A 19,672-nucleotide genomic window follows, 5' to 3' on the forward strand; every position below is an offset into this window, starting at 1 on the left:
TGCTACATTTGCCAATAATAGTTATGTTATAACATATCAATAGCAAGGATAAGCTTTTCCATGCCGTCATGTCCCACCCGCTGCCGTCTGGAGCATCAATCGTCGTTCAGAAACATCCTGCTTCCTCACAGCAGCATTGGTCTTCATCCGTGCGATATGTCTTCATCACTAACCCAGGCGACAAAAGATTATCTGACGGAGGGAGCTCAATCTCTGACAAGACGAGGTTACCTACCCGATCTGGAAAAACAGCTGCAGAGCGGATTTTCAGAACGCACACGGCCACTCCTGACGGATATTTTGGAAACAGCCGCACTTTACAGGGATATTTCCGGACACCAGGCGCTACGTGTACGACTGGAAAAGATCACAACAGATAGTTGTCGGAAATTCCACGTTGACTGCGTCGATCTGCGTTTGCTTCGAACCTATGCTGGCCCCGGTGTGCAATGGACAACTGACAACGGATCAACCGTGCATCAGGCGCCCACAGGTGCCCTTGTTTTTCTCAAAGGAAAGCACTTTCCTGGGTGGGAGAAAGCAGAGAAAATTCTCCATCGCTCACCCCCTCTCTCAGATCGTCCGCTCAACGAGCGTGTCAGACTTTTGCTCACTTTTGACGAAGCCAGCGCCTGTGCAGATGCATCTCTCGAAATGGCCGCGTAAAAATTGGCCTAGCCTATTTCAACACTAGCCCGCCCAGATATCTGCACGCAGGCATACTTCCCGTCTTTTGATGTCAGAACAAAGGACCATGGGCGTCGAATGGTATGTTTGTTGCAAGATAGCTTTCGCGCACTTGAGCGAAACCTTGCAAGTCTGGACGTGCGTTCTAAGGATGAAGAGTTAACCCACGGTTTGGATTGAACTGCGAGACGTCCAGACAATGATGATCTGCCCCAACGCGGAAGATGCCCCCCGAAGCCCTGCTATAGCTTTAGGGAAGCAAGCACGGGTTGCTCATCTTCTGCTACCGGGAGAGCCTAAACCTTAATTGGTTGGATTTTCAGGCGCATCAGGAAGAACTGGCGGCTGGTCGGGATTCGGATCGGGGGAGCCTTTCTCGGGCGGATACCTTTTGCCGGGCTTTTCTTCTTCCGGGGGCTCATCCGTAATCGGGCTTTTGTCGGGATACGGATCAAACGGCTCCCGCTCATCAGGAGAACCAGGAGCTTTTGTTGGATTTTTAGGGAGAGTGCTGCTGTGGAAAGACATGATCGCCTCCAGTGGTAAGATCATTCAATGGCTCAGCACGATAAGAGTTCAGATCACGTTAAAAAGACGGCCAGGCATCTGTCATAGCGTGTGGTGATACGCTACCAACCTCTGCGACATTCGAACATGACCTCAAGGCGGCTGAGGTGGCGGGGTTTGCGTCCTAGAATGCAGGAGTTGATCCCTTTTCCGTTAGATGGGCCGCCCTGAGCCTTATGAGGCTCAGGGAAGAAAACGATTGAGTCACGCCACGCTCTCAACCCTCTGGAATAAGAGCTGCCGATTTTCTGAGCACGAAACTTAAATTGTGCATAAGCCCATCATCTTGCATGTAGAATGGCTGTGTGAATGCAGTTGGCTCCCCATCGACCAGCATAAAGAGATCTCCCTGGCAGACATGGTCAGGGTTTTCTATCTGGATATGATAGTCCGATGTCTTCCAGCGCAGCTGGACTGTGTATGACGGCCAGGCTGAGGGGAGGTGCGGCTTAAGTGACAACCGATCTCCTTCGATCTGCACTCCCAGCAACGTCTCCACCCCAACCCGTTGCATCCATCCTGCTGACCCGGTGTACCAAGACCATCCCCCACGACCGACATGCGGGTCAGAGGAATACACGTCTGCCACCACGGCATATGGTTCGACCTTGTAACGGTCCGCTGCTGCTTGATCCCGGGCATGGTGAACGGGATTGAGCGTAGCAAACATCTCGTRTGCCGCATCGCCGTCCCCCAGAAGGGCAGTCGCCATAACCGTCCAGAGAGCAGCATGCGTGTACTGACCGCCATTCTCCCGGATACCTGGCGGATAGCCCCGAATATAACCCGGATCAGGCTCTGACGTATTGAAGGGAGGTGTCAGGACCATGATGATCTCCTTGTCCAGATCAACAAGCTGCTCCTGAACGGCTTGCATGGCCTGTCGGGCTCGGGCGGGAGATCCGGCCGCTGAAATTACTGCCCAGGACTGAGCAATGGCATCAATTCGCCCCTCGCTGTTTGCATGACTACCTAGAGGGCTGCCGTCGTCGAAATAGGCGCGCCGATACCAAGAGCCGTCCCACGCTGCCTCCAGCGCAGTTTCAAGTTCTGCCATGATCCGCGTCCACTTCGTGACGTGCTCAGTATCCTGCCGAGCCCGGGCCAGTGGAAGAAATGCTGACAGCGCAGCATGCGTGAACCATCCCAGCCAGACGCTTTCTCCGCGCCCGGCTTCGCCAACGCGGTTCATCCCGTCGTTCCAGTCGCCGGTTCCCATAAGCGGGAGGCCATGCGCGCCTCTTTGCAGGCTGTGATCGAGCGCAAGAACGCAGTGAGCATAGAGAGACGCTGTTTCGTCCGTGACTTCCGGCTGGAGAAAACGCTCATGCTCTCCATCGGCCAGAACTGGAGCCTCCAGAAATGGAATTTCCTCATCCAGAACCGTCGTGTCACCACTCACGCGAACGTAGTGCGCAACTGTGTAAGCCAGCCAGGCACAGTCATCAGAAATCCTCGTGCGAACACCATTTCCCTTTTGGGGAAGCCACCAGTGTTGGACGTCTCCTTCAGGAAACTGTCTGGATGCAGCCCGAAGAAGATGCTCACGCACCAGTTGAGGAGCCGACAGAACAAGAGACATCCCATCCTGAAGTTGGTCCCGGAACCCATAGGCACCGCTGGCCTGGTAAAAGCCAGCCCGTGACCAGATGCGGCTGGACAGGGACTGATACAACAACCAGCCATTCAGCATGATATCCATGGCGCGATCAGGTGTGTGGACCTGTACGGCCCCCGTGATCTTGTCCCATCTGCGATGAACTGCATCCAGAACCGTATCCAGATTTTCTGTTCTATACTGCCGAACCAGTTGACGGGCATGCTCAGCATTTCGTCCCTGACCCAGCAGGAAGACAATTTCCGTGCTTTCCCCAGGCTCAAGCGTAATGACAGTCTGCAATGCAGCACAGGGGTCAATACCTGCCCCGACAATACCCTCAAGCGGACCTCCACGGATAATGGCTCTCGGGGAAGAAAGAGTGCCATTGCGACCGATGAATGTACGCCTGTCATCCGTGCTTGAAGTCTGCTGACTGGCTAGATCCGCAAATGCGATCTTTTCCCCAAACGTCTCGCCCCACTTGTTCCTGACAAACAGCGCGCCCGTGTCAGGATCCTGCTCGGTAAACACAAAAGGTGCCGTCGTGCTGCGAGACTGCCCTAAAACCCACTCGGTATAGGTGGTCACCCTCAAAGTGCGGGAGCGTGAGGACGTATTGGTCAGTTTAAGTCTGGAAATTTTTACAGGATCTTCAAGCGGAACATATTGCAGCAGGCTCGCGGCAATCTCGTTGGCATGACGATCAAACCGGCTATATCCGCGCCCGTGTCGGCAAACATAGACAGCATTGTCATCAGAGCAGACGGCGGCCAAAGGGGACCAGAACTGACGACTTTCTTCGTCGCACAGATAAAAGGCCTCGCCAGTCGGGTTAATAACCGGATCATTGGACCAGGGTGTTAGCTGATTTTCTTTGCTGTTTTCAGCCCAGGTGTAACCGCTGCCTTCCGCCGAGACCTGAAAGCCAAAATGAGGACTGGAAACAACATTGATCCAAGGGGCAGGGGGCCGGGTTTTTCCGCGGATGATAACAGCATATTCCTTGCCGTCTGACGTGAACCCTCCATATCCGTTTGCCAGTTCAAGCTGGGGTGCTTCAGGCGCTTCCTGTGGTCCATGGTAGGCTTTGCAGGGACGTACAGCAGTCTGCACAACTTTTGTGCGCTGCATCATCTCGATATGGGTTATCTGATGTTGCAGGTTTCCGCCTTTCCCCGTCAAAACGACGTAGGCCACCGAGAACAGAAGCTCCCTGACTGTCTCTGACATGAGACTTCCGCGCAGAAGACGAACCGTTCCAGTCTGCCCGGATGATCGAACAAGCGCTTCGAGAGCATGTTGTAAATCCTGGGCATAAGACGTCGGATGGTCATTCAGAATGACGAGATCAAACGCTAGTCCCTTGAAATTCAGATAGTCATGCGCCGTGAGAAGGGTACGGGCGAGATCGAAATCCTCGTTTTCAGTGATGACCAACAGCAGGATCGGCAAATCACCCGAAACGCCCTGTCCCCATAGGTCTGCCTGTTTACCTGCGCCCCGTTTGATACGAACAGCAGACGAGCGCAGGGTGGGCCCCTGAAACAGAAGATAACCCCCAAGCTGCTGAAACAGGTCTGCCTGTACGGGCTGGATATCGAGATGCCTCAAGTGAACCTGAGCATGCGTCCAGGCCAGTGTCAGGGCACGATCAAGATCAGCCTCACTCTGGTGACGCTCAATACTCTGCATGAGCGCCTCACGTGTGGACGCAACGATTGTCCAGAATGACACATGCCGCGTAGAGCGTGCAGGAATTGTCAGCTTACACCGAGCAGAGAAAATGGGATCCAACACCGTTCCGGTTGATCCAGAGAGCGGGCCTTCCTGAATTACGGCAATCGGCGCCCGCAAATCCCGTCCACGGCCAATAAAACGAGAGCGATCAGTCTCGATGGAAAGAGTGTTACCCCCAACAATCAGATGCGCGGCCCAGATCTCCGCATCAGAAGGATTTCTTTTTCGCCGGGTTGCAATGATAGCCCTGGAGGAAGGAAGATATTCCGTCTGTACAAACATCTTGGCAAACGCAGGATGGCTGATGTCCATACCGGGCGGGCACAAGGCAAGTTCAACGTAAGAGGTTACGTTGACTTCAACTGTTGATGTACCGGAGTTCCGCACCGAAACACGCCGAAGTTCTGCGTCGTCTTCCGCTGAAACCAACACCTCCATCGTCGTCGTCAGTTTGTTGTCTTGCCGCGTATAGGTGGCACGATCTTCCCGGAATTCGATATCGTAGCTTTCGGCTTCTGCTCCGGAAGGCTGTAATCCCGCGGTCCAGAAGTGATTGTTTCCGGGGCTCTGGAGGTAAATATAGTTCCCTAGGTTATCGAGTGTAGAGTCCTGTCTCCATCTCGTAACAGCCTGATCACCCCACTTGCTGTATCCGGACCCTGCGGCCGTCAGCATCACGCTGTAGCGTCCATTTGAAAGAAGATGAGTCACAGGAGCGCTTGTGTCTGCTGTCCGCAGATGACGGCCTCCAGACTGCACCTGTACAGTCAGTGCAGCAGGCGCGAATTCTTCTTCCTTCAATGGGGTTGTAATCGCACCGCCTGTTGGTGCGCGCTCCTGAAGCAGGAGCTCCGCAGCCCCGATAATAGGCTCCGCATGGAAGCGGGATCGCATGAGGCCCTTCAGAACCGTGTCAGCTATTGCAAGGATCGACATGCCCTGATGATGGGCCATGTAAGAGTGAATAATTGCGACGGTCTGATTGGGTTGCAGGCGGGCTTTTGTATAGTCCAGTGCCTCATAAAACCCATAGGTTCCCTGCGCTCCAGCCGCCTGCAAAACCCGAAAATTTTCCGTAGCCAGCCGTGCATCAACCATAGTGGCCAAGGCAGTGGCGTAAGGAGCGATGACCAGATTTTGCGCCAGTCCTCTTTTCATTCCTAATCCGGGGACGCCGAAATCGGAATATTGATAATTATAGTCCAGATCCCGCGCATTGTAGGCAGATTCCGAAATACCCCAGGGCACACCGCAGAACTGGCCATACTCAATCTGACGACGGACAATCTGGCGGCTGGTTTCTTCCAGAAGACTGTCAAAGGGGGCGGCCATAATCAGGGAGGGCATGAGATACTCGAACATGGACCCCGACCAGGACACCAGAGCCTCCCCATGGGCGACTGCGGCGAGGGGCCTTCCCAGACGGAACCATTCCCACGCAGGGATATCGCCTTTTGCAATGGCAAAAAAGACAGCGAGCCTGGCTTCCGAAGCCAGCAGATCGTAGCAGTTATTGTCGAGAGTGCCTTCATTGACGACAAACCCGATTGAAAGGAGTTTCCGGTCGGAATTTCTGAGAAAACCAAACTCCATTTCCAGTGCCATGGTTCTGGCGATCTGTGCAGTTTTACGGAGTTCGTCATGAAGTAAAGGATTGTTCTCCAGATCCCTGCGTTCACTCTGAATGCAGGTTTGCGCAGCGTGCAGCCAGAACAGAAGGTTCTCGGCTCCTGTGATAGACGGGCCCTTTCCCGCACTCCCTGCCATGGCACGCCTTTGCAGCAGATGCGCCAGTTCCTCCGCCTGACTGACAAGCATCTGCACTCGGTACGCAACCGTGATCTGGCTGGCATGACCTTCCTTCATATTCTGCAGGAGGGTCTCAATGAGTTGAGCGATTTCGGAAGAGCGGAAGGTTCCACTGCCTGACGTAGCTTCTTCGAGTGCCAGGTTGAGAGCATCCTGCACACCCTCCCGCCAGGTATCGGACTTTCTTCCTTTTTGAATCCACTCTTCGCAGGCACCAGCCAGCGTGATCAGATGGCCAGCAAGGTTTCCGCTATCGACCGTTGAGACGTAAATGGGAGGAAGCGGAGAGAGGTCAGTAGTACTGTACCAGTTATAGAAATGTCCCCTGAAGCGAGAAAGCTTCAGCATGGTGTCAAGGGTAGCCCTTAGACGCGCGGTTGCGTCAGCAACACCGATCCATCCAAAATCGCATGCTGCGACGATTGCGAGAAGATAAAGTCCCATATTGGTGGGAGACGTACGATGCGCGACCAGAGGGGCAGGGGTTTCCTGGAAGTTATCTGGCGGAAGCATATGATCAGCGTCAGAAACGAATGTTTCGAAATACCGCCATGTTCGCCGTGCCTGCATTCGCATGAAAATGGTTTCGGCCTCAGTAGCCTCAAGCCTGCGAGCCGAAGGACGATACTGGCTGACCTTCCATGCAATTGCTGGTGACAGGCTCCAGGCAAGGGCAAATGGAAGAATGACGATCCAAACCCACGGCGCTGCCACGAACATGACGCCCACCGCGAGGAAAGCAGTCAGAACAGCCCCGCTCATCTGACGGAAATATCCCTGCATCTCTTCACGTGGAGCCTCTGCCGCCTGCGCTGCCGTCACCCATTGGAGAAGATGCTTTCTGGTGACGAAAACACGTCCTAATGTTCGGGTAATGGCATCGCCCATCAGGCACGCTTGGTCAGCCAGAAATGCAAAGCATAGAGCAGTTGTCAGAGCGGTACGTTTGAGATCGACTGTCAGAAGAGAAAAATAGCTCCGAAAAGTTTCTCCTCGTCTTCGCCTGATAATATCAACCAGAAGAGGTAAAGAGGCCGGAATGGCGAGCGTCGAGACAATGCAGAGGCTCCAGACGACTGCATTATGTAGACCGAGAAACCAGCCTGCAAAGAGGGCGCTGACAGCCATGGGGGCTGAAAGGCTGCGACGCAGATTATCCAGCATCTTCCAGCGCGCAATGCCCGTGAGAGGGCGGGTTTTTATCCGAATGGTTGGGAAATAGCCCATCCATGAGAATATCCATGGAAGAAGCTGCCAATCTCCCCGCACCCAACGATTGAGGCGGGCCACAGAGACCAGATAGTCTGTTGGATATTCCTCAATAACCTCAATATCGGTCACGAGACCTGCGCGGGCAAAAACGCCTTCGAAGAGATCATGGCTGAGAAGCGTTCCATCTGGAACCCGGCCAGCTAACGCAGCTTCGAAAGTGTCAATTTCGTAAATACCTTTGCCCGCAAAAGAACCCTCTGCAAACATATCCTGGTACAGGTCGGATACGGCGGCCGTATAAGGTTCTATTCCATTCGGGCTTGAGAAAACCCTCTGAAAAAGTGTGCTCTGTCGCGCTTCCGGCAAGGATGGCGTAACCCGCGGCTGGAGAACCGCATATCCCTCCGTGACGCGCCCTTCTTCTGGATCGAAACGGGCATTATTGAGCGGATGCGCGATCTTGCCGACGAGCCGCCTGACAACCTCATGTGGCAGACGTGTATCGGAATCCACAGTCACGATATACCGTACGTCCTGAGGGATGCTCTGACCGGACAGGGTTAGAAAACTGGTATCCGTTGCGCCACGGAGAAGGCGGTTCAACTCATGGAGTTTGCCACGTTTACGCTCCCATCCGATCCATTTCTCTTCGCTTGCGCTCCACACCCGCCTACGATGGAGAAGGAGAAATCTTGTCCCGGCAGGCCCCGCTTCATAAGTCTGATTCAGGCGCGCAATCTCTCGCGTAACAACATCAAGAAGATCCTGATCTCCTTTCCGGCTTTCTGTGGGAGAGTCCGTCCAGTCTGTCAGTAGTGCAAAATAGATCTCACCATCGCGGCTGGAGAGATAATGCTTCTCAAGGCGGTTCACCATTTCCACGATGGAGGACCGTTTTGTCAGCAGGGTTGGGACGACAACCATGGTTCGCAGATGCGCTGAGACGCCCTCTTTAAGCTCCAGCGCGGGAAGCTCTGACACTCTGATGGCCCACATCAGGAAGCGGTTCACGCCGGCAACAACAGCATCCGTCGCTGGAATAAATCCTAGAATAATCAGGATGAGAGCTGCATGACCTGAGAGGTTTCCGCTCATGAAGGACAGGAAGGCCGACAAGAGCAGAAGCGTCAGTAACGTAACGCCCAGGCTGTATCCTGTTATGCCCAGCTTGCGGCATGCCTGTCCGACTTGCACACGGAGAGGTGCGTGGAACTTCAGCTGCGCTTCGAGCCACGGACGCCCTTCTGCCAGAAGGTAATAGCCGGGGTCTGACCGACGAGGATCAAAATTCTCCTCCTCTTTCGTCATCGCCGCGAGAGACGTCACCTTCTGCGCGATTTCACATTCCGTATAGTTAGATCCCTTGGCAAGCGCCTCAACAGCTTTGCTGTATAAATTCCGGGTTGCAGCATCCATCTCGGCAAAGCCGGCATGTCGATAAAGTATTTGGCTTACTGCGCTAATTTTTTCGACAATGCTGTTCCAATCCAGCATGGTCGTTAGCCGCATACTCGTGATAATATTTCTGATAGTGGCGTTTAAAGAGCTTTGTTCTTGTAATTCTTCATGAACGATCTGATCCAGATCTGTTCCTTTTTCCTGCAATATTCCTTCCAGCCACAAAAATGCCGGATCTTTCTGTGGATCTCGCCCTTTCAAACGATGCGCAAATTGTACAAGAAACGCCGGGCTTAATATTTCCGTATTGATTTTGGAAAGGCTTTTAAGGATTTTTGCATTGCTGGCCTGAACATCAAGAAACAACGTATTAGCAAGGTTATCAGCCTGCTTCCGTTCTTTCAGGTTCTGACAGATTTTGTCTGCTACGCGCCGCAGGTTCTCAATCAGGACTATTCTGATCTGCGTGGGGATGGCCCAAAGCTCTCTGATTAAGAGAGGTCTGTTTTTCTGATAGGCACCCAAAAACTGACATATCGTTTTAGGCTCAATATGGCTGTCCGTATGAGCCACAAGCGCCCAGGCTATTTCGAACACCCTCGGTAAACCGGAGAATGGCCCAAGGGAAAGTTCAGGGAGGTCTTTGTAATATCTGGAGGGAAGATCAAATTTAATGGCCTGTATCTGCGCGTCCATCAGGTAATAATTATCGATCAACCATCCCCCGGCGGGGGTAATCTGCTCCCCTCTCTCGGATGCCTGAGATAAAACGATGTTTGATTCCAGAAGAACCTTGGCATTTTCGTCTAATCGGCCAGGCAATATATTTTCGTGCGTGGCAACAACAATATTTTCATGATTTTCTGCCAAGCTTTGAGCATGCTGCAACAGTCGATCACCACTAAAAAGATCGGACCGAATAATCCTTCCATCATGAAACCGAAACGAATTTGCGGCAGTTTTCCTGGAAAAAATAGCCATTTCTGCGGTTCCTTTAGGCGGGAAGCATCCAGCCATTGTTAAGACTGTGTTGCAGAGGTACTTCTAGAATGTATATTTTTCGTTATATTTCTGATCGTTATGTATTACGAAATTAACAATTTTACGGAAGTTATGATTACCTAAAACGACACACTAAAAACATAACGCGCGATCAGTATGTTAGTTAGCGGTCTGAAAATATTTCCTGAGAAAAGAGAAACAGGCTCAGCTCACGCGCCTTCGATCTGACGAGGAACGCTGTTTCAGATCAAAAATATCAATTCCTGCTGGACCTAAGTAACGCGGGAATGAAAGACCTGGAGACAGACAGGTTATGATCAGTGAGAAACAGCAGCTCTATAAAACGTGTTGCTGAACCGTGTTATTTGATTTTTGACTGCGGTTTCTCCCTGTTGGACTCATATAAGCCCAACAGGATACGAGCCTCAGCTTCCAGGGATGATAGGAAGATTGCGATAGCGGTGGCCTGTTGCATGAAAGATGGCATTTGCAATCGCCGCAGCAGTCCCACACATACCAATCTCTCCCACACCCTTGACGCCAAGAGGGCTCACTTCCGGATCGTTTTCCTCAACAAAGAGTACATCCATGTCCGGAATGTCTGCATGTGCCGGGATATGGTATTCGGAAAAGTTGTGATTCATGAAGCGACCAACGCGCTCGTCCATCAGAGATTCCTCGTGAAGGGCCATCCCGGTTGCCATCACCATGGCACCACGAACCTGACTGGCTGCCGTCTTGGGATTCATAATACGGCCAGCCGCAACGGCATTGACCAGCCGGGTTACACGTATGATGCCGAGGTCCTCATCCACACGAACCTCGCAAAAGACTGCGCTATGGGTGAAACGGGCCTTTCTCATCTGGCTAAGAGTTCCGCGCAGTCCCGGTTTCGCAGTTTCTTCAACTTCGAGCATTTCTTGACCAGTCAAAGAAATGGCTTCTGGTAGGGAAAGTTTAAGTGTTTCACTTGTCTCTGCGCTTTGAAGGAACCCATCTTTCAGCACTATGGTGTTGTTCAACAGCCCTTCGGTCAGCCACGCGGAATTACTACCATTTTTGCTGAGCGTTTTGAACAGCTTCTCTCGCAAACTCTGACATGCAAGCCAGACCGCAGCGCCAGCCGAGGCGGCTGTCCAGGAGCCGCCTTCTGTCGGGCACTCAGGGAGAGTTGAATCCCCCAGTTCGATATCAATTTTTTCGATAGGAACGCCAAACGCCTCGGAGGCTGTCTGTGCCAGGATCGTATAGGTTCCTGTCCCGATGTCAGATGCGGCTGTTGCAATACGCAGACGCCCATCAGCGGTCAGGGTGGCGCGAGCAGAAGTGGGGGAGAACATCGCATCCCAGATGCCTGTCGCCATACCCCAGCCGACCAATTCCTTGCCATCTCGCATACTTTTGGGCGCCATTGGACGATCATGCCAGCCAAAACGTTCCGCGCCCTGAAACATGGCCTCTTTCAAGGCTTTGCTGGTCAACGGCATGTCATGCATGGCGTCGACATCGGAATAGTTGTGCAGGCGGAATTTCAAGGGATCCATGTTGCAGGCATAGGCCATTTCATCGATGGCCATTTCAAAGAGATTGACCCCCGTGGCTGCACCCGGTGCCCGCATATCGCTGGATGTATAGGTATCACGTGGCGCGACTTTGTAGTCGGCTGTTGCATTGGGACATTTGTAATTGATCAAACCCCAGACAACGAGATTCTCCATATTATGCTCAAAGCGGGAAGTATCTGTAACGCCTTGGACGATCATGGATTGCAGGGTTCCGTCCGGCGTGGCGCCGAGCGCGATGTCCATAATAGCCTCCGGGCGGAAGACATGCGTAAACATTTGCTGGCGTGTCAGGGAAACGCGTACCGAACGCTTCAGCATTTTCGCACCTAGTGCTGCCAGAAATACATTGTGCTGCGCGCGCAGGCCTGATCCGAAAGCGCCACCCACATAGGGATTACGAACGCGTACTTGATCTTTCGAGAGAGAAAGCGCGCTTGTCAGGTAAGCCTGTACGGCCTGCGGGCCCTGCGTTTTGTCCCAGACTGTAAACGTCCCATCGTCCTCGACAATAACGGTGGTAGCGTGCATTTCCATGGGATTGTGATGCTCAGGCGCCAGATGATAATGACCTTCAACCTTCACAGGGCTTAAAGCGTATGCCTCCGCTGCATTGCCGCGTGATTTGGGCGGCACGTAATTGCTACGAGGTTTCTCAGGCATGTATTTCTGATGCAGGGCGGCTTCGAAGTCCGCATTATGGGGCCAGCGCTCATAGTCGACTTCCACAAGCATCGCGGCCTCGCGCGCGGCTTCGAATGTTTCTGCAAAGACCACAGCCACCGGCTGACCATTAAAACGAATTTCCCCATCGTGGAGGGGCCGGTAAGGCGAGCCAGGAACGCCAAGACCATCGACATAGGATTTCTCGAAAAGAGCCGTGTGCGGTCTGTTAAGGTGGGTCATGATCTCCACCACACCCGGCACCGCACGAGCGGCTTCATCACGAATGGCCTCGATCTTCCCTCGGACAACAGGGCTGTTCACGATGAAGCCATACAGCATACCTGCAGGATGCGGTTCGGCAGCATATCTGGCTTGGCCTGTCACCTTGGCAAAGCCATCGACCCGAGAGACGGATTGTCCAATTTTTGCTGACACAAGAGTCATGTCCGGCCTCTTTCAGAAAATGCTTTTGTACGTCTGGGACTGGGGAGTGCCCCCGGCAGCCTGAAACAAAGCCCGGATGATCACACGGGGGGCGAGTTTGAGCTTTGCCGCATTGTCGCGATCTGTGACTGCACCTTGCAGAAGACATTCGGCCACATCCCGGAACAGGGAGGGAGACGGCGCTTTCCCTTCAAGAAGTGCCTCCGCTTCGGGAACACACCAGGGTTTTGTGCCAACGCCCCCCATGGCAATACTGGCCTTCCGGATCGTAGTGTTTTCAACTTGCAGACCCACAGCGACCGATACGATGGCAAAGGCAAAAGACAGGCGATCACGGACCTTGAGATAGGTGTGATTTTTGCCGAAAGAGATGGGCGGCAGATCTATGGACGTGACAATTTCGCCTTTACGCAGAACGTTGTCCTGCCACGGTGTATCTTCCGGAAGGCGATGATAGTCGCGTAAGGCAACAGCGCGCTCACCTTCCGGGCCGATAAGATTGACCGTCGCATTCAACGCAGCCAAGGCGACGCACATGTCCGAAGGGAAGGTGGCAATACAGGCGTCACTGGTCCCCAGAATGGCCATGATCCTGTTGCGTCCGCCCTTCGCAGAGCATCCCGTTCCGGGAGAACGTTTATTGCAGGCCATATCGGGATCATAAAAATAATGGCAGCGCGTTCTCTGGTTCAGGTTTCCGCCGTTCGTCGCCCGGTTTCGAATTTGCGGACTGGCCCCAGCAAGAATGGCAGACGCTAAAAGAGGATAGCGTTCTGTAACAAGCGGATGCGCCGCAGTGTCAGCATTGGTGACAAGAGCGCCGATACGTAGACCCCCGGCAGGTCTTTCCTCAATCTGGCTCATGGGCAAAGCATTGAGGTCCACGACATGCTCGGGCCGCTCAACGTCGGATTTCATGAGGTCAATCAGATTTGTGCCGCCTGCGAGATATCGCGCATGGTCAGGGATATGACTGGCGTTCTCGAAGGTCTCGGGACGAGAATAGGAGAAATGCCTCATGCTGCTTCTCCGGCTCGGTTCTGAAGCTGCTGCGAAACAACCTGTTCGATGGCATCGATGATGCCGTTATAGGCTCCGCAACGACAGAGATTGCCGCTCATGAACTCACGGATTTCTTCACGAGTTCTGACATGCCCTTCTTCCAGGAGCGCCACAGCAGACATGATTTGCCCTGGCGTACAGTATCCGCACTGAAAGGCGTCACGGTCGATAAAAGCTTGCTGCATAGGATGCAAATGACCGTCTGAACCAAGGCCTTCGATCGTGGTGATCTCAGCGTCCGGTATTGAAACGGCAAGGATGAGGCAGCTTTTCACGCGCTTTCCATTAACCAGCACAGTACAGGCGCCGCATTGCCCGTGATCGCATCCCTTCTTTGTGCCTGTCAGATCAAGACGCTCCCGGAGCAAATCCAGCAACGTCACGCAGGGTGGAAGATCAGCAGTGTGGCTCTTACCATTTATTTTGAGGCGACATGGGCTGGCGACAGACAGATCAGTCATTGGAAATCGCTCCGTTCAGCGTCAGTTTTTCGGCTGTTCAGAGTGTAAGAGTATGTGCTCCGGTGAGTTTCATATGAATTTCGTGCACCCGAAGCATGAAATCTTTATCGGCCCAAAATATAAGCTGATATTTGAGGGTAAACCGGCCTTTCGTGTCGATTAGAGATTTCTTTTTCTGTTTTTCCGTAACGTATCCGTGACTTGCTCGTTCATGATGGGAGCGATGGAGATCCAGTTTCCGCCGCTTTTTTAAAACACTTTGACTGGAAACATGGTGACGGAAAACAGAGCACAGACCCAACAACGAAAGGATGACCTTTCGCTAGACGGACTGAGTTTTCTCCTCGCGGACGTACAGGACAATCTGGGTAACTTCCTAACGGCTTTTCTGACGATCCATAACTGGCCTTCGAACCGGATTGGGGCCGCCATCGCTGCGGGTGGGCTGGGGGCGGTTCTGGCCCGTTCTGTAGGAGGCTGGGCTTTGGATATCGTCGCCTGCCGGCGCGTGATGCTTGCCATCTGCTGTGGTGTGACTTTTGTCTCTGTCGCCATCATGGCCTGGGCTCCGGTCTTTTATCCTATTGTTCTGGCACATTTCATCGCCGGTGGAGCAGGAGCACTTTTTACGCCAATTCTGGCAGCAATCAGCCATCATACCGCAGGAGCCAGCGGCTATATCGGACGTATGGGCCGCAATGAATCTTTTAATCATCTGGGCAACGCGTCTTCCGGATTTTTGATGAGTCTTCTCGGAAGGATGTTAGGGCCGGTAGCGCCCTTATGGGGCGTTGGTGGCCTTGCGGCGGTCAGTCTTCTTCTTGTCGCTGGCTTTTCAGCTCAGGCGGACGAACCGTCAGGTCAATCCCGGGAAGCGGCATCCTTCAAAGAGACCTTGCATGCTATCCGCACGCTACTCTCAGAGCCGCGGCTGGCGATCTTCCTGACGACTTATCTTCTTTTCAATGTGGCAAATGGCGCCGTGGTCCCGCTTATGATCGAGCGTTACGCCTTTTTGCATCTTGGTGACCCTGCCATCGTCACAGCGATCTGTATCGTCGTCGCTCAGATCACCATGGCACCCATTGCTTTTCTCGTCGGCAAGAAGGCTCCGCAGTGGCCGCGCAAGCCTCTTTTTATTCTGGCACTTTCCCTTCAGCCCGTACGCGATGGCTTGGTGGTTCTGAGCGCAGGGTGGCCAACTCTTGCTCTTGTTCAAATTTTGGATGGACTGTCTTCAGGCATTATTCTGGTACTGTTCTACGCCATTCTTTCGGATATTGCTTCGGAAAGTGGACGACGAAATCTGCTGATCGGACTGGGTTTGGCTCTGGGGACCATCGGCGCGCTTCTGTCCAATCTTGCAGGGGGCGCTCTGACGTCAGGATACGGATTCAACACAACTTTCCTGCTCCTCGGTCTTACGGGCGCGGCTGTAGCCTGTCTTTTTGCGTGGGGCATGCCGGAAACCCATCGCACAGGTTCATATCCCGCATGATGTGGTCTGTGCCGCTTATAGATATTGCACCCCAGCCCTCAAAAGAGTGACCGGGAGAGGGCTTTCGAATGGGGATCTCAGCCCAGCCGCCGAGCGTTGCCTAAAATGGGTTGTGCGGAAGGATACTCGGGCATGTCGAATTCAGGTCAGTGTTTCTCTGACGAAGGCCTTGTTGCTTTTCGAGCCACGCTGCAAGACCTCTTTAAAGACTGGAAAGACAGGCCCTTCAGTTCAACAGAAAATCTTTTCCCCAAAGACCTTTTGAAATCCCTTCAGGAAATCGGGGCACTGGATGCCCTTCTTCCTGCAGATGAGGGCGGCTTCGGACTGGCCTGCTCAGCGGAAGGACATGGTGTTCTTCTGACTCTCCTTCGACGGACGGGCTATCTGAGCCTGTCTCTGGGGCGATGTCTGGAAGGGCATGTGAATGTTATTCGTCTTGTCACGCTGTATGGCACAAGGCAGCAGTGTCACACACTGAGCCAAACTCTGAAAAAAGGCGTTCTGGCAGGCATATGGGTCACAGACGGCAACCCTTCCGTGCTGATCAGCAAAGACGATGGGGGTTATAGGCTTTCCGGGATCAAAGGATTTGCCAGCGGCGTCAGTGAAGTCGGCTTAGCGCTGATCACAGCCACCACAGAGCAGGGCACGTCCGTCATGGTTCTTGTGCCCACCACTGACCCTAAACGCAGGCTCTCCGGGCCTGGCAAGCTTACCGGTATGCAGGCAAGTGGGACAGGCGCTTATGATTTCACGGATCTGCCTGTGGCTGACGAGAATGTTCTGGGCGCTCCGGGAGACTATCTTCACCAGCCTGAATTTTCTGGCGGGGCATGGCGAGGATCAGCAGTTGCCCTTGGAGGCATGGACCGGCTGGTCGATCTGCTGAGGCAGGAGCTTGTGGCGCGGGAGCGGGCAGATAATCCCCACCAGCTGTGCCGGATCGGAGAAGCCCTCATTCTGCAAAAAACTGCTGCCCTCTGGATCGAGCAGGCGGCTCTTGCCGCGTGCGGGAGCGTAGCGATGAGGCCGGAAGAGATCGTCGCTACGGTCAATCTTGCGAGACTTGCTGTCGAACGAGCAGCTCTGGAACTGATCACGCTTGTACAACGAGGTCTTGGACTCTCCGCTTTCGTGAAAGGCCGCGCGGTTGAGCAAGTCATGCGGGATCTGGCAACGTATCTGAGGCAGCCAGCCCCAGACGAAGCGCTGACCGAAGCCGCCGCCTGGTTTGTCAGGCACGACTGGCCGGAGACACGTTTGTGAAAATCAAGGACATGCTTCGGCACTTTGCCACCTTTCCAGTGACCTCTCTCGACAGGATGGCGCCGGGCACCACGCTTGTCCTCTCTCCCCATCCGGATGATGAAAGTTTGGGATGCGGGGGCTTCATCGCCACTGCGGTAAAAGAAGGCAGGCCACCAGTTGTCGTCATCGTTTCTGATGGCTCTGCATCTCACCCCGGTTCCGTGACGTGGCTACCCTTGCGCCTTGCAAGCCTTCGTCAGGAAGAAAGTAGACAGGCCTTAAAGGCGCTTGGCTTGGCTCCTGACCGACTAATGTTTTTAGGATTGGCAGATACCGCAGTTCCAATGGACGGACAGGACTTTGATGCTGCGATCCATCACCTTCTTGAAATCGTCGGCCGCCATAATTGCCAGACAGTTCTGGTTCCTTGGCGTCATGACCCTCACTGCGATCATGAAGCCGTCTGGATCATGGGGCAGAAACTGAAAGCTTTGCGACCGCAACTGCGAATACTGGCTTACCCGGTCTGGGGGCTAACCCTTCCACCTGAGCAGGAGATCAAAGAAGGCCCCCCTACAGGATGGCGGCTCGATGTAAGGGCCTTTCTAAACAAAAAACGGGAGGCTATTCGAGCACATCGAAGCCAAAGAGGACTGGTTATAGAGGATGACCCGGATGGTTTTGTCCTGCCAGATCAGCTTCTCGAAAAAATGCTCCAGCCTTATGAACTCTTCATCGCATCATGAGCAACGAGACCTGGAAGCCGGAAGTCTTCGACAAGCTGTTTCAAAGCAACCCTGACCCATGGGATTTTGAAAACAGTCCATATGAACACAAGAAACTGGCACGGGTTCTGGACTGCCTTCCAGCCTCGCCGATTTCCTTTGCCGTAGAACTTGGATGTGCGATCGGCGTCAGTACACTTGCGCTTTCGAAGCACTGCAAACGCATTCTGGCCGTCGACGCATCGGAAAATGCGCTTGCTATCGCAAAGCAGCGCTTGGGAAAACAGGAAGACGTGTGCTTTCTTAAAGCTTTTTTGCCGACAGGCTATCCGATCGCTGAAGCGTCCGGCTGCGATCTTCTCCTTATTTCCGAAGTTCTTTACTTCCTGACGGCCAGCGACATTCAGCGCCTTGCGGCCATGGCTACGAAGAGCCTGACACCGGAGGGACATATCCTGATCGTAAACTGGACGGGGCAGACCGATACCCCGTGTACCGGCGATGAGGCTGCCGAAGGGTTCATTCAGGCCTGTCGTGAAAGACACTGGCACCCTGACCTGTCAGAGCGAGGCGAGGGGTATCGTATTGATCGGCTGTCGCAGATTGCAGATTTTCAGGGACACGATGCTTTACTATAGAAAGAAAGTTGAGAACCCGTTCAGCACGTTCATGGTGTCTTTGCAGCTCATTACGACGAATACGGATAACGGGTAGTTCCGGATATGGCTGGTTGGACATGGATAACCGGCTTTCGCGCAAGTATTTGAGTTCTTTGCGGATACGAAGAAGACGTCTCGAAACCGGTTCGAAAATATCGTCGATACATTCGTCCTGTGCGATCAGTCTCCGGGCAAGAGTTTCCGCCATACCTCCTTGAGCGCGCCCCTGAAGACGCGCGGATACATACACTTTAACGTCCAGGGCATGGCGAACCGGAATCCCGTTCTGCCGCAATGCCTGATAAAATCCACGATCTTCTCCAGATGGGATGTGCGGAATCCCACCGACCTTGCTCCAGGCCTGGTGCGTGACGGCGATGCTGGCTCCTGAATGTTCAAGATGCCGGGGCCAAGGGTCGTAAGGTTCAGGATTGAGCAGCAGCGCGATCTGTTCGAGAAGTGCCCCATAAGCCTGTTCTGCCTGCTCGTCCTCGTGAAGATGTGCAGGAATCTTCTTATATTCATCTGGCAGGAGAAGAACCCGGCCAAAAACAGCATCGACCGGATACCGGACAAAAGCCGCAAGAATGCTTTCGATCCAGTCAGAGGCAACTTCACTATCGGCATCTGTAGTGAAAAGAATGGCATCGGACGAGGCGGCTCTGGCAGCATGAGCCATCGCATCCCGTCGTGCCAGACCTGCACTTGCCAACGCCGCATCATAGAAAACCGTGACCGTTTCCAGTTCGAACGGCAGCTGATCAATCAGAGAACGCGCTCGCAGACATGTATCATCTGTGGTGTTGTTGATCCAGAGAATAACCTTGTCTGCCTTATACTTCTGCGCTGCCAACGCCAGAAGACAGGGAACAATATAGTCTTCCTCATTGCACACTGGGATCGCGACAATTCGCTGTTTTTTCCAGACCAGCGAGTGTCTGCTTGCCGATGTAAGGCTTAAATTGAGGACCGGGTTTTCTGGCCCGTAAGGACGTCCCGAAGGCTCACCAGGAGCCGGAGTGTAAACTTTTCTCTCTGGAAAATATGATCTTTCAGATGCCTCTTCTTCGGGGAGATCATCCGTAGTCTTCGCTGTTGTCGGAGTTCCGAGGCCGGCGCTATTGAGAAAAGACATGTTCGCCTCCGTTGAGGAAACGAATCAATGGCTGAAGGCACCAAGAGTTCAGATCAATTTAAAAAGATATGATTTATTCTTGAACAACCGAGCACCAAGAAAATACGATCTTCGTAGCCGGTACCGTAATTTGAACTTCGTAGTGCCAGATTTGACGGGCACTTCTGAAGTTTATCACTCCATCCTGTTAATTCATT

Annotated in this window: 11 protein-coding genes; 5 read left to right on the plus strand and 6 right to left on the minus strand. The window is 53.3% G+C overall.

Annotated elements, in window-relative coordinates; all coding sequences use genetic code 11:
• Nucleotides 1-60 precede the first annotated feature (60 nt).
• Nucleotides 61-666 (plus strand): DUF1826 domain-containing protein, encoded by a 606-nt coding sequence (locus KP708_RS03405; RefSeq protein WP_215750396.1) that lies wholly within the window; start codon nucleotides 61-63, stop codon nucleotides 664-666.
• Between the two features lie 324 nt (nucleotides 667-990).
• Here KP708_RS03405 and KP708_RS03410 read toward each other — a convergent pair whose 3' ends face one another.
• The 5 genes from KP708_RS03410 to KP708_RS03430 all read right to left on the minus strand — a co-directional run bounded on the left by KP708_RS03410 (nucleotide 991) and on the right by KP708_RS03430 (nucleotide 14,207).
• Nucleotides 991-1,215, minus strand: a complete 225-nt coding sequence (locus tag KP708_RS03410; RefSeq protein ID WP_252347409.1) for a hypothetical protein — start codon at nucleotides 1,213-1,215, stop codon at nucleotides 991-993.
• 256 nt (nucleotides 1,216-1,471) lie between these two features.
• Nucleotides 1,472-9,121 carry a GH36-type glycosyl hydrolase domain-containing protein gene (locus KP708_RS03415; protein WP_252348075.1) on the minus strand — a complete coding sequence of 2,550 codons (7,650 nt, stop codon included), beginning with the start codon at nucleotides 9,119-9,121 and terminating at the stop codon, nucleotides 1,472-1,474.
• A 1,316-nt stretch (nucleotides 9,122-10,437) separates the two neighbouring features.
• Nucleotides 10,438-12,684: a xanthine dehydrogenase family protein molybdopterin-binding subunit gene (locus KP708_RS03420; RefSeq protein WP_215750398.1), complete on the minus strand. Its 2,247-nt coding sequence runs from the start codon at nucleotides 12,682-12,684 to the stop codon at nucleotides 10,438-10,440.
• Nucleotides 12,685-12,696: 12 nt separating this feature from the next.
• Complete coding sequence (locus tag KP708_RS03425; protein ID WP_215750399.1) at nucleotides 12,697-13,704, minus strand: xanthine dehydrogenase family protein subunit M; 1,008 nt, start codon at nucleotides 13,702-13,704, stop codon at nucleotides 12,697-12,699.
• Complete coding sequence (locus KP708_RS03430) at nucleotides 13,701-14,207, minus strand: (2Fe-2S)-binding protein (RefSeq protein ID WP_202208280.1); 507 nt, start codon at nucleotides 14,205-14,207, stop codon at nucleotides 13,701-13,703. Before KP708_RS03430 ends, KP708_RS03425 begins: the two co-directional genes overlap by 4 nt.
• A 271-nt stretch (nucleotides 14,208-14,478) precedes the next feature.
• On the opposite strand from KP708_RS03430, the gene KP708_RS03435 reads away from it, so the two are divergent.
• From KP708_RS03435 to KP708_RS03450, 4 genes are all read left to right on the plus strand, one after another.
• Nucleotides 14,479-15,705 carry an MFS transporter gene (locus KP708_RS03435; RefSeq protein ID WP_215750400.1) on the plus strand — a complete coding sequence of 409 codons (1,227 nt, stop codon included), beginning with the start codon at nucleotides 14,479-14,481 and terminating at the stop codon, nucleotides 15,703-15,705.
• 132 nt (nucleotides 15,706-15,837) lie between these two features.
• Complete coding sequence (locus KP708_RS03440) at nucleotides 15,838-16,974, plus strand: acyl-CoA dehydrogenase family protein (RefSeq protein ID WP_215750401.1); 1,137 nt, start codon at nucleotides 15,838-15,840, stop codon at nucleotides 16,972-16,974.
• Nucleotides 16,971-17,702, plus strand: a complete 732-nt coding sequence (locus KP708_RS03445) for a PIG-L family deacetylase (RefSeq protein WP_215750402.1) — start codon at nucleotides 16,971-16,973, stop codon at nucleotides 17,700-17,702. The genes KP708_RS03440 and KP708_RS03445 overlap by 4 nt, the downstream gene beginning before the upstream one ends.
• Nucleotides 17,699-18,319, plus strand: coding sequence for a class I SAM-dependent methyltransferase (locus tag KP708_RS03450; protein ID WP_215750403.1), 621 nt, complete (start codon nucleotides 17,699-17,701; stop codon nucleotides 18,317-18,319). The genes KP708_RS03445 and KP708_RS03450 overlap by 4 nt, the downstream gene beginning before the upstream one ends.
• Here KP708_RS03450 and KP708_RS03455 read toward each other — a convergent pair.
• Entirely contained in the window at nucleotides 18,201-19,475 is a 1,275-nt protein-coding gene (locus KP708_RS03455; protein ID WP_215750404.1) for a glycosyltransferase family 2 protein, read from the minus strand. The two genes, KP708_RS03450 and KP708_RS03455, sit on opposite strands and share 119 nt — an antisense overlap.
• Nucleotides 19,476-19,672: the final 197 nt, after the last annotated feature.

The organism is Gluconobacter sp. P5H9_a (genome assembly GCF_018812085.1).
In the GTDB taxonomy this organism is placed as follows: Bacteria; Pseudomonadota; Alphaproteobacteria; order Acetobacterales; family Acetobacteraceae; genus Gluconobacter.

Bases quoted from the DNA above. Each gene is read 5' to 3' on its own strand.
- KP708_RS03440 (WP_215750401.1), top strand. From the start codon at position 15,838: ATGTCGAATTCAGGTCAGTGTTTCTCTGACGAAGGCCTTGTTGCTTTT.
- KP708_RS03410 (WP_252347409.1), bottom strand. From the start codon at position 1,215: ATGTCTTTCCACAGCAGCACTCTCCCTAAAAATCCAACAAAAGCTCCT.
- KP708_RS03425 (WP_215750399.1), bottom strand. From the start codon at position 13,704: ATGAGGCATTTCTCCTATTCTCGTCCCGAGACCTTCGAGAACGCCAGT.
- KP708_RS03405 (WP_215750396.1), top strand. From the start codon at position 61: ATGCCGTCATGTCCCACCCGCTGCCGTCTGGAGCATCAATCGTCGTTC.
- KP708_RS03430 (WP_202208280.1), bottom strand. From the start codon at position 14,207: ATGACTGATCTGTCTGTCGCCAGCCCATGTCGCCTCAAAATAAATGGT.
- KP708_RS03455 (WP_215750404.1), bottom strand. From the start codon at position 19,475: ATGTCTTTTCTCAATAGCGCCGGCCTCGGAACTCCGACAACAGCGAAG.
- KP708_RS03420 (WP_215750398.1), bottom strand. From the start codon at position 12,684: ATGACTCTTGTGTCAGCAAAAATTGGACAATCCGTCTCTCGGGTCGAT.
- KP708_RS03450 (WP_215750403.1), top strand. From the start codon at position 17,699: ATGAGCAACGAGACCTGGAAGCCGGAAGTCTTCGACAAGCTGTTTCAA.
- KP708_RS03435 (WP_215750400.1), top strand. From the start codon at position 14,479: ATGGTGACGGAAAACAGAGCACAGACCCAACAACGAAAGGATGACCTT.